Annotated in this window: 13 protein-coding genes and 1 pseudogene; 8 read left to right on the top strand and 6 right to left on the bottom strand. The window is 33.3% G+C overall.

Annotation, left to right across the window (positions count from 1 at the left end; all coding sequences use genetic code 11):
* Positions 1-967 precede the first annotated feature (967 nt).
* Complete coding sequence (locus LEP1GSC059_RS00210) at positions 968-2422, top strand: M20/M25/M40 family metallo-hydrolase (protein ID WP_020980148.1); 1455 nt, start codon at positions 968-970, stop codon at positions 2420-2422.
* Between the two features lie 301 nt (positions 2423-2723).
* Here LEP1GSC059_RS00210 and LEP1GSC059_RS00205 read toward each other — a convergent pair whose 3' ends face one another.
* Positions 2724-3371, bottom strand: a complete 648-nt coding sequence (locus tag LEP1GSC059_RS00205; protein ID WP_017215041.1) for an alpha/beta fold hydrolase — start codon at positions 3369-3371, stop codon at positions 2724-2726.
* Positions 3372-4002: 631 nt separating this feature from the next.
* Here LEP1GSC059_RS00205 and LEP1GSC059_RS00200 point away from each other — a divergent pair.
* The 4 genes and pseudogenes from LEP1GSC059_RS00200 to LEP1GSC059_RS24560 form a co-directional block, all read left to right on the top strand.
* Positions 4003-4767 carry an RsmG family class I SAM-dependent methyltransferase gene (locus LEP1GSC059_RS00200; RefSeq protein ID WP_020980117.1) on the top strand — a complete coding sequence of 255 codons (765 nt, stop codon included), beginning with the start codon at positions 4003-4005 and terminating at the stop codon, positions 4765-4767.
* The gene (locus LEP1GSC059_RS00195) at positions 4745-5506 is read left to right on the top strand and encodes a ParA family protein (RefSeq protein ID WP_017215040.1); all 762 of its coding nucleotides are present in this window, start codon (positions 4745-4747) and stop codon (positions 5504-5506) included. Before LEP1GSC059_RS00200 ends, LEP1GSC059_RS00195 begins: the two co-directional genes overlap by 23 nt.
* Before the next feature lie 2 nt (positions 5507-5508).
* A complete protein-coding gene (locus LEP1GSC059_RS00190) occupies positions 5509-6384 on the top strand; it encodes a ParB/RepB/Spo0J family partition protein (protein ID WP_002179549.1) in 876 nt (291 codons plus the stop codon).
* Between the two features lie 511 nt (positions 6385-6895).
* A pseudogene (locus LEP1GSC059_RS24560) lies at positions 6896-7300 on the top strand (hypothetical protein); the annotation flags it as partial.
* A gap of 189 nt (positions 7301-7489) precedes the next feature.
* Here LEP1GSC059_RS24560 and LEP1GSC059_RS00175 read toward each other — a convergent pair.
* Entirely contained in the window at positions 7490-7702 is a 213-nt protein-coding gene (locus tag LEP1GSC059_RS00175) for a hypothetical protein (protein WP_235592093.1), read from the bottom strand.
* Positions 7703-8092: 390 nt separating this feature from the next.
* Positions 8093-8758 (bottom strand): hypothetical protein, encoded by a 666-nt coding sequence (locus LEP1GSC059_RS00170; RefSeq protein ID WP_017215037.1) that lies wholly within the window; start codon positions 8756-8758, stop codon positions 8093-8095.
* Between the two features lie 200 nt (positions 8759-8958).
* Here LEP1GSC059_RS00170 and LEP1GSC059_RS23860 point away from each other — a divergent pair, with 200 nt between their 5' ends.
* Positions 8959-9354, top strand: coding sequence for a hypothetical protein (locus LEP1GSC059_RS23860; RefSeq protein ID WP_017215036.1), 396 nt, complete (start codon positions 8959-8961; stop codon positions 9352-9354).
* Here LEP1GSC059_RS23860 and LEP1GSC059_RS00160 read toward each other — a convergent pair whose 3' ends face one another.
* From LEP1GSC059_RS00160 to LEP1GSC059_RS00150, 3 genes are read right to left on the bottom strand one after another with little or no spacing between them, the layout of a single operon-like run.
* Positions 9355-9867 (bottom strand): YaaR family protein, encoded by a 513-nt coding sequence (locus LEP1GSC059_RS00160; protein WP_017215035.1) that lies wholly within the window; start codon positions 9865-9867, stop codon positions 9355-9357.
* A complete protein-coding gene (locus LEP1GSC059_RS00155) occupies positions 9864-10211 on the bottom strand; it encodes a bactofilin family protein (RefSeq protein WP_000246073.1) in 348 nt (115 codons plus the stop codon). Before LEP1GSC059_RS00155 ends, LEP1GSC059_RS00160 begins: the two co-directional genes overlap by 4 nt.
* Complete coding sequence (locus LEP1GSC059_RS00150) at positions 10211-11230, bottom strand: M23 family metallopeptidase (RefSeq protein ID WP_002179534.1); 1020 nt, start codon at positions 11228-11230, stop codon at positions 10211-10213. Before LEP1GSC059_RS00150 ends, LEP1GSC059_RS00155 begins: the two co-directional genes overlap by 1 nt.
* A gap of 120 nt (positions 11231-11350) precedes the next feature.
* Between LEP1GSC059_RS00150 and LEP1GSC059_RS00145 the strand changes: the two genes are divergently transcribed.
* The gene (locus LEP1GSC059_RS00145) at positions 11351-12160 is read left to right on the top strand and encodes a TatD family hydrolase (protein WP_017215034.1); all 810 of its coding nucleotides are present in this window, start codon (positions 11351-11353) and stop codon (positions 12158-12160) included.
* Positions 12153-13406, top strand: coding sequence for a serine--tRNA ligase (gene serS, locus LEP1GSC059_RS00140; RefSeq protein WP_017215033.1), 1254 nt, complete (start codon positions 12153-12155; stop codon positions 13404-13406). The genes LEP1GSC059_RS00145 and serS overlap by 8 nt, the downstream gene beginning before the upstream one ends.
* Positions 13407-14168 lie beyond the last annotated feature (762 nt).

Below are 14168 nucleotides of genomic sequence, written 5' to 3'. Positions count from 1 at the left end.
TATCAATGCCAATTATTCTAAGATAACGCGAAAAAGATTGATGTGAGGGAACTAAGTAGAACGCTCTTTCAAACCCAGCGTCTCGCTTCTTGAATGCTGATCCTTAGAGGGCTTCGCTGAGTTTCCGGGTCCGCTCTGCAGGGTCCTCAACCGTTCTATTAAAACTAAAGAAGATTATTGTACCACGTTTCCTATATACAATTTATTAACCAGAGCTAAGAGCCCCCGGTTCTGCTGCCTATGGCAAACTGAATTTGTCCAGATTTTTTTTACATTAAGATATTTTTGAGATAGCTTGTAATAAAGAACTACTGAAAATTTCTCAAATCTAGGCGTAACGGTTTTTGTGAGGACTTCAATATTTTATTAGAAACTTCTAAAAGATTATCGTTTATACGTTTCTAGAATTTTGGGACAGCCTAGATTAAATAACTAAGTACTAGTTAACGTTTAAGGAATCCATGTTTCATTTTTCTGAAAAAGTTAAAATTTGAATTTTGCGGATCAATTTCTTAGATGTGGGAACTACTACGAATCAGGATTTACGAACAAATTCTAAAATTGTAGGAACTCATATTCGTTAATGTGAATTCAGTATAATTAAATTGAAAAGACATTTAAAAAAATAAACTAAACATCTTTATATGAGTTACTTTGATTTGCAGGTAGAATTGAAAATGTGGGAACCACCAATATTTCACAGAGAAAAGACGTTCTAAAACAGCAAAATAGATCTAATGAGACTTAATCTGTGGGAACTCATACAATTGTAGAAGTTTCTTTTAGAACTTACGTCAACTAACATGAGTTTGATATAATAAATCTGTTCTGTAAGTTTTATAAAGAGCCGATCTCAAAAACTTAAAATGTGGGAACTCTTATGTGAACTTCAAAAATCATAAATGGAAATGCCTTGAAAGTAAAATAGGGAGCAATATTTTCTTCCGCACTTAGGAGAGAATTAAGGATGAATTGGAAAAAAATCGTCTTCGGCTTTTTAGGAACTTTGATTTTATTTTTACTCTATACAATTTTTATTACAGAAAAAGGAATTCACTCGATTAAACCTACAGCAAAGTTTCAAGAACGTGATTATAGAAAGATTGCTGAAGAAGCTTCGAAAGATTTACAAACATATCTAAGAATTCAAACAATTCGAGGGAATGAAAAACAAGCGGTTTTATTTTTAAAAAGTCTTTTTGATAAACGAGGAATCAAAACCAGAATTTTTGAAGTTCCTGGAAAACCGGAAAGAGCCAGTATCATGGCGGAGATCAAAGGAACGGATCCACAAGGTGGTCTGATTCTTACCAATCATATCGATGTGGTAGAGGCCGATCCGAATGAATGGGAGGAAGCACCGTTTTCAGGTGTAAGAAAAGGAGATCGAATTTATGGAAGAGGGGCCATAGATATGAAAGGTCTTGGAATTATGGAACTTTATACATTTTTTTTGATCCATGATTCTGGAATAAGACTTAAGAAAAATCTAATGTATCTTGCGGTCGCTGATGAAGAAAGTCGTTCCGAATTTGGGATGAGATTTTTAATCTCAAAACATAAAGAAATTTTTAATGGATATGAATTTGTTCACAACGAAGGTGGAATCGGAACCAAAGACGTAATCGTAAAAGGAAGTAAGATCTTTAATATTCAACATGCGGAAAAAGGAATTATCTGGTTGGATTTAGAATCGGAAGACATTTCCGGACATGGAAGTACTCCGCCAATACAATACGCAGCTTTGAATCTTATAGATTTTCTTACCGAACTTAAAAAAATGAATGAGGTAGTTATCATTAAAGATGAAACTGCTTCCTTTTTTTATCAAATGGGAAAAGTAAGTCCGTTTCCAGATTCTTTCGTTTTAAAAAGATCTCGTAATCCTCTGTTGGGAATTATTTTAAATGGAGTGATCCGATCCAATAAACATTTAAGGGCAATGACTAGTAACACAGTTAGTATAACAGGAATTAATACTCATTACTCTGGTATAAACGTAATCACTTCAAAATCAGAAGGAGAGGTTGATATAAGAATCCTTCCTGGTTTTAGTGAAAATGAGATTTTTGAAAAAATAAAAAAACTCGCAGAAAAATATAGAGTAAAAGTCAGTGCGAGACATTTAGAACCAGGAACAATTTCACCGGTAGATTCAAAGTATTTTCAAATTTTATCCGGAGTTGTTCAGCAAGTAGTTCCAGGTTCAGTCGTAACTCCTTTTTTATCTCCCGGAACTACAGATTCTTCTTATTTAAGAATGGCAGGTTTTAAATGTTATGGATTAATTCCTGCGCTCATGACTTCAGAAGAAATAGATGGGATACATGGTAAAAATGAAAGTACCACGGTCGAACATTTGCACACTGGGATTGAAATTCTTCATAAAACTGTAATCGAATTCAACAACGCTTCGGATTAAAGGTTTAGTTATTGATTCAAGGTGAGATGCTCTTGCCTTGAATCAATGACGGAATATATTATATTTATGTAATGATGATCGCTTGGTCTAAAATTCGGTTCTTTTTAAAATCATCTTTTATCACTGACAACTAGTTTGCCGATACTTCGGCCCCGGAGCGTTCGTGCACAAATACTGACACAAAGTTTGGTGAGTTTTAGTTACGTCTTACAAGCTGAAGGACAAAGTGATGTGCGGAAAGTAGACTGAGCTGAAACTGCGAATGCCGAAACAAGTGGTTAAGCGCAAGTTGTATATTTTATCAATCTGCTAAAATTTTAACTAATTCTGACGATATTTCTTTTGCCTTATTCAAAATCATAAAATGGCCTCCCCCACTAATTAAAATTGGAGCCTTTATGAGTTGAAATGGCAACAGTCTATCATTAGTTCCATGTAAGTGAATTAAGTTAGTTTGATAATCTTGATTATCCCATTTTAATATAGATTTCAAAGCCCATTTCAGAAAGTTTCCATTAGTATTTGCTAAAAAACTTTTTAAAAGCTCTTGATCTTCTTTCGAAGTAATTCCAAAATAATAGTTCAGTACGGGTGTATATAATTTTAGTAAAAACGAAGGAACTATGTTTATCAATCTCAAAGTCCCGAACAATCGATATAGAATTGGTTTTTCTGAATCTGATTTAATACTTGAGATAATAATGATTTGTTTTACCAAGATGTGTTTTGAAATCTCCAAGGCTACTATTCCGCCGAAAGAAACACCGATTAAGATTATTTCGTTCTTTGTATCAATTTGGCTTAATAATCTTTTTGAATATTTTGAAAGAGATTCATCTAATTCTGGCTGTATCCAGGAAATATATCTAGGATTTACATTTCCGAAATTGAGTCTTTGAAATATTCTTTCATCCGCCCCTAACCCGCTTATTAAATAGATGTTCTTCACTTTTTTTATAGAAGATTTAATGTAATTGCGCTTAACTCTGTTTAGGCGACTTTCAGAAAAAACATGAGCAGTTTAGAAGCCCTAAAAAATTTAACTCTCAAATTTATAATAAATCGTGGAAAAATAAACTCAAACCTCACTTGCGTTTCTATCGACTGACTTCTACATTCTCAAGTTTTGAGGCCTAATGAAAAATTCTTGAGTTTGTTGAAAATTGAAATTTCAGGATTCTTTTTGAAAGTAGCTGACTCTGCTTTTTATGATTTGTAAACTTAAAATGTGCATTCTTTCGAATAATCATTTTTTGCGGATTTATTTACTGAACCTACTTTTAGATTTATACGGAACTAAAAAGTGGAATCTAAAAATTTTCCGATTTATTACGATCATTTACTGTTTTTTAAAAGGAAAATTATACAATAGAGCAGTTGAAAATTTCATAGTTCAGATCAAGAAAACTGTTTTAATCTACCGTTCATAAAACAAAAACTGATGAAGAATTCATTTTTCAACAACTCGAATGCGTTATTTTTCGGATAAGATGAATTTAAGAAAGTTTCTTTTTAAAATTCATGTGGATTTAAAAAAGAAACTGTGAAGACAAGACGGATTGAAGTTCTACTTTAGCATCATGCAAGATCCCGTTCAATTTTCAATCGAGTCGATTACGGAAAGATTGAAGGAGAGATTTCCAAAAGAAGCCGATGAGATTCTTTCTTTTTTTGATTGGGAATTGGTTTGTAGGTTCGCTTTATTCTTAAGAGAAAAAAACGAGGCAGGCGGATTCTTTTCCAAAAGAGATTCCGAAGAAATTCTGGATCGTCACGTTTTGGAATCAATCTATCACGTGTATTGTATCACAAAAAAAGTGAATTCTTGGAAAGGAATTCAACTCGGAGACGCAGGAACTGGACCAGGAATTCCAGGATTTTTTTTTCGCTGTCTCAAGGAATATCCGATTGTCGTATTAATCGATTCTCAAAAAAGAAAACTTTCTCATACAGAAACTTTTATTCGATTGAATCAAATTGTTGGCGTGAAATTTCAATTTATCCGAACTGAAGAATCTAAATTGAATCTAAATTATGTCGTATCACGAGGTTTTATCCCTTATCCATATAGTGTAGAAGCAGTTTCTAATTTGATAAAAATCGGTGGAACTTATGTCCCATTTTTAGGAAAACATGATATAGATCCAAAATTAGAAGAAAAAATTCTTTCTTATTCCGGTTTTAGTTTAGAATTTTCTGAAGACTTAACTTCTCTTGAATTTTTAGGCATGCGACATATTAAATTCTTGAAAAAGGTTTCTAGCCCGAGGCATGGTTATCCCAGGGCTTGGAAGGATATTAGCAAGGAGAGTAAAGGCGCAAATGGGAAAGATCGTATCGATTAGCAATCAAAAAGGTGGTGTCGGAAAAACGACAACTTCAATCAATCTAGCAGCCAATCTTGCTTCGATCGAAAAAAAAGTTTTAATTATAGATATGGACCCACAGGGGAATTCAGGTTCAGGTTTAGGACTTGAAATCAATAAAATTAATAAAACTTCGTATGAATTATTGTTAGGTGAAGCTTCTCCAAATGAATGTATCCAAAGAACGAATGTTTCTAATCTTCATATCATTCCTTCTAACATCAATTTAAGCGGTGCGGAAGCGGATCTGCTTGCGGAGGATCAGAGAGAATATAGACTTAAAAGTGCAATCGCCGAACTTAGAACAGAATACGATTATATCTTAATCGATTGTCCGCCTTCATTAGGAATTTTAACGATCAACGCGTTATGCGCCGCGGATAGTGTAATGATCACTCTTCAAACAGAATATTTTGCTTTGGAAGGGTTGACTCAATTAATGAAAATTATTTCTCTCGTTCAAAATCAACTTAACCCTTCTTTAGAATTGGAAGGAGTTCTATTGACTATGTTTGATAAAAGAACCAATCTTGCAAATCAAGTTGCTGAAGACGTTAAGTCTTATTTCAAAGATAAGGTTTATACTACGATCATTCCAAGAAATGTTAAGTTAAGTGAAGCTCCTTCTTTTGGGCAAACGATCATGAGTTATGATCCGGAAGGGGTAGGGGCTCAAAGTTATAGAAGCCTTGCTCTGGAAGTTGCAGGGAAAAATTAAAAATGGCGCTCAAACCCAAAGCCCTTGGAAGGGGTCTTGGAAATTTAATTCCAGTCAACGAAAGCAAAATTCCTATTGATTCTTCTTCGGAGGGGGCACTTCGCGAAATAAGAATTAGTGAAATTCGTCCAAATCCAGGACAACCTAGAAAAACTTTTTCGGAAGAATCTTTAAAAGAACTTTCGGAAACGATTAAGGCACACGGAGTCATCCAACCGATCGTAGTAAAAGAGTTAGACTCTGGTTATGAAATTATTTCTGGAGAACGTCGTTATCGAGCCTGTAAGCTTGCTGGCTTTATTAAGATTCCTGCAATCGTTAAAAATGTTTCCGAAAATCAATCTATGGAAATGGCGATCATTGAAAATATTCAAAGAGAAGATCTAAATCCGATTGAAGAAGCGATTGCATACAAAACTCTTTCCGAAAAACTGAATTTAAAAATTACGGACATTTCCGCGCGTGTCGGTAAAAATCGTTCCACGATTTCAAACTTAATTCGACTTCTTCAACTTCCCGATTCTGTTCAAGATCTGATTAAAAACGGTAGAATTTCGGAAGGACATGCAAGGCCTCTTCTTTCTTTGGCTGATCGTAAAAAGATAGAACAGCTTGCGTATCAAATCGCAGAAAAGGGGTTAACTGCGAGACAAGTAGAAGATCTAGTTTCTAATATTTCGGAAGGACGTTCTTCTTCACCTGAAAAGAAAAAATCTCGTAAAGACGTGAACATAGTTGAATTAGAAAACAAATTTAGAAAAAAATATTCTATGAAAATTGAAATTGGTCACAATCAAAATTCAGGTAAAGGAAAGATGACAATTGCTTATCCTAGTCTTGAAGCGATGGAAAAAATTTTAAACGCGCTCGGTTTGTAGGAATATTATGAATGGAATTCTCAATATTTTTACTGATTTATCTTTTTTTCTCGTCTTTTTTGATTATAATTTCCTTATTAATGCTCTACTCATATTTAAAAAAATGGATATTTAAAAAACAGTTTTCGATTTTTAATCACTGGCTTGCGGCTCTTTTATTAATTATAATTCCCTTATTATCGTATCTTTATCTGATGTATCTTGATGATCGCTTCGATTACAGACGGACTTCAAATTCTGATCTTTTTTCTTTTCGAATTATAGGTTTTTTATTGAGCGCGTTGTTTATTACTTATCTTGAATTAACTACGAACTTAAAGAAGATTAAATTTTTCCTTATTTTTACCGTTTTTTTTATTTGTACATATATTTCGACTCTTTCAATTTATTTGTTTTTTTCAAAGATTTATTGGTTCTTTTCAAAGCCAAATATCGGGTCTTAATGAGTCGTCTTGAAAAAGAGTATCTCGAGCACGAGTTGCCATATTAAAGTGGAGAAAACGGGCTCGGTATGAATTTATTTCCTATTTTAAGTTTTATTGATTTGTTCAGAGATTTGAAGCCAACTATTAGCTTTATACTCACTTCTTTGATAGTGATTATTGTCCTACCTTTATATTTGAAATGGCCGCGAAAAGAAGGGAAAACTGAAAAACACTCCAGCTTTTTCTACCATTGGACTGATCTATTGGTATTAATTTTGATTCCTTTGTTTTTGTATATTAAACTGACGGAAGAATATGACAACTATAGTGAAAGGGCATCCATAATACTCGGTTTTATTTTGAGTTTGATATTTATTTTTTACATAGAATTGACTTTGCGCTTTAAAAAGGTTCGGTTGTTTTATTTTTTTATCCTTGCTTGTAGTTGCGCCGCGTTGCTCAGTTTTTTTGAAGAATTATTAGAATTTATTAATATTTTAAGCGCGTTTCAAACTCCCGAACTCCCAAATTCATTTTGTCAAGAACGAACTCTTAATTGCTCCGACAAATGATTTCACCGAATTATATTTATAATCGGACTTAAGTCCTTGAGATAAATTTCGGGAAAATTATGTTTTTTATCGAATTGAACGCTTCTTTGAGGAAATGTTCAAATTTTTTTATTTTTGAAGAATAATGGGCGGTTGATTCAATTTTCGAGTATTCTCGTTTATAAATTCCCCTGAAAGAAGAAGATAATTTATAAAACCGACCGATACTGCAATTACCGAAATAATCCACCAACGTCGAGTAATTAAACGATAACCGCTTAATTGTGAAATATCCTCCCCGCGCGTGATTCTTTCGGATTTGTAATCGGTAAATAAAATCATTCCGATTCCGAGAATACAAAACATCGGAAAAAGGATACTTGCTTTTCGATAAAAATAACCTTCGTAAATGGCTGTGTACCAAGTCTAAAGAGTAAAAGATAAGCCTAAAATAAAAATCGCAAATCCTCCGATTTTTTGTCGTCGTCTTGTTTCCATTGCTATCAATTTATTTTTATTAATGATAAGAACCTGTCCCAAAAAAACGCAATGAAGTTGCTTTTTATGAATCGCAATTTCAGGGACAGAACCTTGCAGCTTATCTTTTTGTTAAAATATAATTAAGTTTTGAGACACGCTGTAAATACAAGTTTTAAAAAAAGTTGCAAGATTTTGAATATTTTATTTATTTTATATCTTGCAATGTTAAAATTATATAAACTCTTTTAGAAATTAATATTTATCTTTTTTATCCTTTTTCTTTTTGAGTACCCATCCGGATCCTGATACAGTTTTAATACCAACGGTACCCACATTTTGGCCCGTATTCGCATTAAAAAAATCAATGCGTAAATCGCCAAATGAGTTAACTAAAACCGTATCTCCACCCGCAGCCTTAGTGATTTTCTTTAATGAATTTACGATTCTTATTTTCCGGTTATTCTCGGCTTGTACGTCGTCTTTCGATTCTTTAACGATGCAAGGATAATAAAAAGGAGTAAGACCCCAGATTCCTAACGTGACCCAATTTAATGGAACTTGCCAATAGCAATAGGTTTTTTTCCAAGACTCGTCCTCTGCGTAATCATAAAACCAAAACCAATGATTACCTTGATTGTAATCGGACTGAACAGTTCCAAGTAATTCCCATTTTTTTTCATCATATAAAAGAGTATTGCCGTCCCAAGAAATACCAGGAGGAAACTCGATTACATAAGCGTTTATATTTGTTATATCTGCTAGTTTCAATTCGTTCGCTGCATCTGTCATTGCGGCGGTGTCTACAACTTGTCCTTTTTTTTCAAACCTTGGAATATAATTCATATTTGCGCAGGCAATAAAAAAGGAGATTAAAAATAATGTGAACCCTAATACCAGGGCTTTCCTGGGTAAATTCATTTATCCTATCCTTATGAGTTAGAGTAAGTGCGACTCACTAAAATTTCTTATTAGTTAGTGGTCAATATTTTTATTAGTTTTTAAAGAATGGTGTATCTAAAGGTAAAAATAATACTTTTGAATTATATAAAAGTAATTTAATATTCGATTGATTTTTGATAACTCATTGACGTTGAAAAATAAAAGAATAAGATCAGCCGATGATTCGGAAAAAAAACGTATATGCAGATTGGCTTTTATTCCTCTTTATTTTATCTCTTGTCGGAATTATACCTTTAATCGTTTTATATTCGATATTCAGAAAAATAAGAAATAAAAAAGTTCCTTCAATTTTCAATTATACATTTGAAATGTCATTATTAATTATAATGCCTATCGTAATGTATCTTGGTTTGATAGAAATAGATGATCGCCAGGGTTTGTCAGGATTAGTTTCTGCACCGTTTCTTGGTTTTATTTTGATAGTATTATTTATTGTGTATCTTGAGTTTGTAGATCGATCGTTAAAAGTTAAATTTTCTGTTTTTCTGGTACTAGCTTGGATTTGCACTGCTTTAACCTGGCTTTTTTTTCCAAAAGTGCTTTTAGGTTTTTAATTATTCTTGAATATCTAACAAAAGTCCTCTGATATCCGTTAGAGATTTTAGAAGTTTAAAAGCAGAGTTTCCTTCGTCCATAATCAGTTCGGCCAAGATCTGAATTTTTTCATCAATGATCTTTACGACGTGATAGATTTTTTTAGCTTCACCTTTCATTTTTTTAGAAAGTGTTTCTACTCTCATATTCTGATCGATAACTGCTTTTATAATTGCTTGAATGTGTTTTTGATACGCTTCTAAATTTTCGATCGAAGCAAGATCTAAAAATCTTTTTTCAATATCTGGAAGTTCTCTCCAAAGAGCGTTTAGATCCTTTGTGGTTTCAGATTTTGAAGGAACGATTTCTTCTAAAATATCTAAAAACGAAGAAGATACGCTTTCAGCGGCTTCGGTCTGGTTGAGCGAACTTCCTCCGTTTAAAGAAGAAACACCGTCTTTTTTACTTTTGGAAGCGTTCTTGGTTTCGGTTTCTTTTCGAGGAGGTTGGTAGGGAGGTATGAGTACTTTCAATGTGCAACTGGGTTGATTTTACAATTGCCTTCAAATTGTACTCCTTCTTCCATTACGATTCTAGGAGATACAATGTCTCCTTTCATTCTGCAGGAAGCAAGTAAAGTCACTCGTTCGCTTGCGTAAATATTCCCATTGATTTCACCGCCAGCGACTACAATTCGGGCTCTAATATCCGTATCGACGATTCCTGATTTGCCGATTAGGACTTTTCCTTCTGTTTTTATAGAACCTCGAAAAATTCCGTCGATTCTTAAAAGCCCGGTGAGTTTAAATTCTCCGCTGAATTCTGCGCCTTCACCTATGATACTGTTTACAATTAAATGTTCTTCTGTAGTTGCCATTAGTCCTGAATCTGGTTGAGAAAAGCAAATGGATTGATCGCTCTTGTTCCAACATGAATTTCATAATGAAGCATGTAATTCGGAGAAACTTCGGTTTTACCTACAAATCCAATCACTTCGGTTTTAGAAACCTGTTGCCCTTGTTTTACTTTCAATCGATCCATATTTGAATAGATCGTTTTCCATCCGTATTTATGAGAAACTTTTACGAAATAACCTATATTTCTTGTATAACCGATTTCATATACAGTTCCGGGAGCAGTTGCAAAAACTTCAGAACCCGCAAAAGAACCAATATCAACGCCGTTGTTGTATTCTTTTCTACCTGAAATCGGATTTAAATAAGCGCCATAAGGATAAAGCACATAACCTTTTACGGGCCAGATGGAAGGAGTTTGTTTGAGAATATTTTTTCTCTTTTTAAGAATAGAAATAATATCTTGAGTAAGTTCATTACTGATTTTTAAATTATGAACATCCTCTTTCAATCTAAAAACCGCAGCGCCTTCCGGAAGGTCGTTAGTTTGAGGATTTATTGACTTCGGTTCTATAATGGAAGGTGGTTGTGTAGAAAGTTGTTCCGCACCTCCAATTCCTTTGGAAACTTTTGCTGGGTCTCCACCAAGCCTTATATAAAGTCGAGCCAATCTTCCATAATAGTATTCAACGTATTCATGAAGAGAATTGATTTCTTCTTTCATCTTAGCGGATTGGCGAATAAAGTCTTTGTTGGAAAGATTGAGTTCCGTAAGTTGATGAACAGAACCACTGTGACTTAAGACATTGATTGAGCTGATAATTAGAAGAATAAAAATTGTTCCGATAAAAATTGAAATTGCTCTATATGAAATGTGAAAGTTGATCGTTTTTTGTTCAGAATGAGGGATTACCATTACGGTAAGTCTTTCTTTTCCCTTTCTATTTAGTTCTGAAAGTTTTAGATCTAATTTAAGTTTATATTCTTGGTACTTATAACGAAGTCTATAATAGATGAGTGCAGAAGTTGCTTTAATATCCACGGTTTATGTCCCGAAACTTGGTTTTCAGCCGATTCGTTTTACCTGTCTGAAGAGATCTTAAAAAATCTCTTTTCAGTCAATCGAATTCACAAAAAGTGACTCACTAAAAACGGATTTCTAATGGTTTCTATAATTGATACACATTGCCACCTTGATATTATACAATCTCAGGGTTTAGAAATTGCAGATTCTCTAAAAAATGCTGCAGAATCCGGAGTAAAAAAAATTGTTCAAATCGGAATTGATCTTGAGAGTTCTGTAAGAGCCCGATCCATTGCGAATGAATATTCAAATGATTCTTTAGAAATTCAATATTCAATTGGTTGTCATCCAACCGAAACGCATGAATTTCCTAATAAAGAAGAAATCTTGCAGTTCGTCTACGAGAACTTAGGTGATCCTAAACTTTCTGCAATTGGAGAAATTGGTTTAGATTATTATCATACCGCGGATACTAAAAAACAACAAAAGGATATTCTCGAATCATTTTTAGAATGTTCTTCTAAGACCGGATTGCCCGTTGTAATTCACTCGAGGGATGCAAAGGAAGATACTATTTCCGTTTTAAAGAATTTTCGTGATCGTGCATTTGGTGTGATTCATTGTTTTACTTACGATTATTCCACAGCAAAGACGTTAGTCGACATAGGTTATTATATTTCTTTTTCAGGAATTGTGGCTTTTAAAAATGCAATCGAAATTCAAGAAGCCGCTCAAAAACTTCCTTTAGAATGTATGTTAATTGAAACCGATGCTCCGTTTTTGGCCCCACCTCCTTTCCGAGGAAAAAGAAACGAACCTTCTTATATGAAATTTATTTTGGACAAAATGTTTTCTCTTAGAAAAGAATCTAACTCAGATGTGGAAAATAAACTTTTTGAAAACAGCATTAAATTTATAAATCGTAAGGCGTACCACTACAATGCTTGATTTGCGTTATATCACTGAAAATACCGAAGATCTCAAAAAAGTTTTAGAACTCAGAGGTTTTAAAGAAATTGGAATCATTGACGAACTCAAAGCAATTATTCAAAGAAAACGTGAGTTTCAAAAAGAAGCAGACATTCTCAGAGAAGAACGAAACAAAACCAGCAAAGAAGTTGGAAGGATTAAACAATCGGGTGGAGATATTACGGAAATCTCCGCTTCTGTTAAACTAGTTGGCGAAAAGATAAAAGAAATAGAAACTAAACTTGAGCAAGAAGAAAACGCTCTTTTAAATATTAATTTAGGACTTCCTAATATTCTTGATCCCAACGTTCCTTCCGGAAGATCAGAACATGATAATATTGTTCAGTACGAAATAGGAAAAATTCCTTCTTTTCAGTTTGTTCCAAAAACTCATTTTGAAATCGGAGAGGCGTTACACTGGATCAATTTTGAAAAAGGAGTAAAACTTTCCGGAGCAAGGGCTTATACATATTGGAAAGACGGTGCGAGATTAGAAAGAGCTTTGATGAATTTTATGTTAGACGTTCATATAAAGGAACACGGTTATACGGAGGTTTGGGTCCCTTCGATGGTTAACGACGAATCTATGATGGCGACTGGGCAGTATCCTAAATTTAAAGACGAATTTTATAGAATCGATAAAGACGAACTCAATTTGATTCCTACTGCAGAGGTTCCTCTTACAAATTTATATAGAGACGAGATCATTCCGGAAGATCAACTTCCGATTTCCGTAACGGCACATACGTCTTGTTTTAGAAGAGAAGCGGGGTCTTACGGCAAAGATACGCGTGGATTGGTTCGGGTTCATCAATTTCAAAAAGTAGAACTTGTAAAATTTTGTAAACCCGAGGATTCGGAAAAAGAACATAAAAAGATGCTTTCTCACGCGGAGAATATTCTGAAAAAATTAGAACTTCCGTATCGGGTTATCATTCTTTGTACTGGAGATATTTCCGCAAATTCTTCCATCACTTATGATATTGAAGTTTGGATGCCTGGTTTAAATCGATATATGGAAATTTCATCCGTATCAAATTTTAGGGATTTTCAAGCGAGAAGAGGAAAAATTCGTTATAAATCCAAAGATGGTAAAAATCAACTCGTGCACACGATCAATGGTTCTGGTCTTGCATTGGGAAGAACCTATGCTGCGATTTTGGAAAATTTTCAAAATGAAGATGGAACGGTTCGTATTCCAGAAGTTTTAAAATCTTATTTTTAAATTAAGGAAACTTCTATAAAATCCAAAAATAATAATCGCCCAATTAAATTTTTGTATAAAATTACCGTTTGGTTACTATTATTGAATTAAAAATTTATTCTATGAATGTTTTCTTAATTTGACTTAGATTGTAAATTTTACAAAATAGTATATTCTAATATACTTAATAAAAATTTACTTTAAATATTTTATAAAAATTAATAGAGTTTTTGAAAAAACCAAAGCAATAAACGATTTCATCTATTGGTTTGAATAAAGAAAATTAATTTTTTAACAACTCTAATTTTTTACAGAAGATAAATTGTAGGTTGAATAAACTTTTAAGTTTTGCCGACAATCAAATTTTGTTTATGTTTTAAAACTGCTAGATTAAACTTATCAAAACTATCTCGCGATCATAAAAGCGTGCAGCTTTAGTTATTTAGCTTAACTTGTTTGATAAACTAAAAACTCAGATGCCTTATTAAACAAGTTTTGAGGCATTTTGTAAATATTAGATCATATTCACAAAATTTAGAAATAGTAATAGTTCCTACAGTCTTAGAACTTGTCCAAAAACCTCAAAGAATTTTACGCGATAATCCTTTAGAGATTTTTAATAAAATGCAGTATTCCTACAAATTAAGTCACATTTGGTAACTTTCAAGCAGTTCTAATCTCGTTCAGTTTTCGTAGCAGCTCCCACATTGGACGTTTTTGGGACAAGTTCTAAGTTTCTTTATATGATCCTGCGACTTTTTAGCATTCTTTTGTTACTATAGT

It is taken from the genome of Leptospira noguchii serovar Panama str. CZ214 (assembly GCF_000306255.2).
Lineage (GTDB): Bacteria > Spirochaetota > Leptospiria > Leptospirales > Leptospiraceae > Leptospira > Leptospira noguchii.
The sequence above is the reverse complement of the archived record's forward strand: the minus strand, read 5'-3'. Positions and strand labels throughout refer to the sequence as shown.

Excerpts from the sequence above, each read along its gene's own strand:
- LEP1GSC059_RS00190 (WP_002179549.1), top strand. The coding sequence starts at position 5,509 with ATGGCGCTCAAACCCAAAGCCCTTGGAAGGGGTCTTGGAAATTTAATT.
- LEP1GSC059_RS00195 (WP_017215040.1), top strand. The coding sequence starts at position 4,745 with ATGGGAAAGATCGTATCGATTAGCAATCAAAAAGGTGGTGTCGGAAAA.
- LEP1GSC059_RS23860 (WP_017215036.1), top strand. The coding sequence starts at position 8,959 with ATGATTCGGAAAAAAAACGTATATGCAGATTGGCTTTTATTCCTCTTT.
- LEP1GSC059_RS00210 (WP_020980148.1), top strand. The coding sequence starts at position 968 with ATGAATTGGAAAAAAATCGTCTTCGGCTTTTTAGGAACTTTGATTTTA.
- LEP1GSC059_RS00155 (WP_000246073.1), bottom strand. The coding sequence starts at position 10,211 with ATGGCAACTACAGAAGAACATTTAATTGTAAACAGTATCATAGGTGAA.
- LEP1GSC059_RS00175 (WP_235592093.1), bottom strand. The coding sequence starts at position 7,702 with ATGATTTTATTTACCGATTACAAATCCGAAAGAATCACGCGCGGGGAG.
- LEP1GSC059_RS00145 (WP_017215034.1), top strand. The coding sequence starts at position 11,351 with ATGGTTTCTATAATTGATACACATTGCCACCTTGATATTATACAATCT.
- serS (WP_017215033.1), top strand. The coding sequence starts at position 12,153 with ATGCTTGATTTGCGTTATATCACTGAAAATACCGAAGATCTCAAAAAA.
- LEP1GSC059_RS00200 (WP_020980117.1), top strand. The coding sequence starts at position 4,003 with ATGCAAGATCCCGTTCAATTTTCAATCGAGTCGATTACGGAAAGATTG.
- LEP1GSC059_RS00170 (WP_017215037.1), bottom strand. The coding sequence starts at position 8,758 with ATGAATTTACCCAGGAAAGCCCTGGTATTAGGGTTCACATTATTTTTA.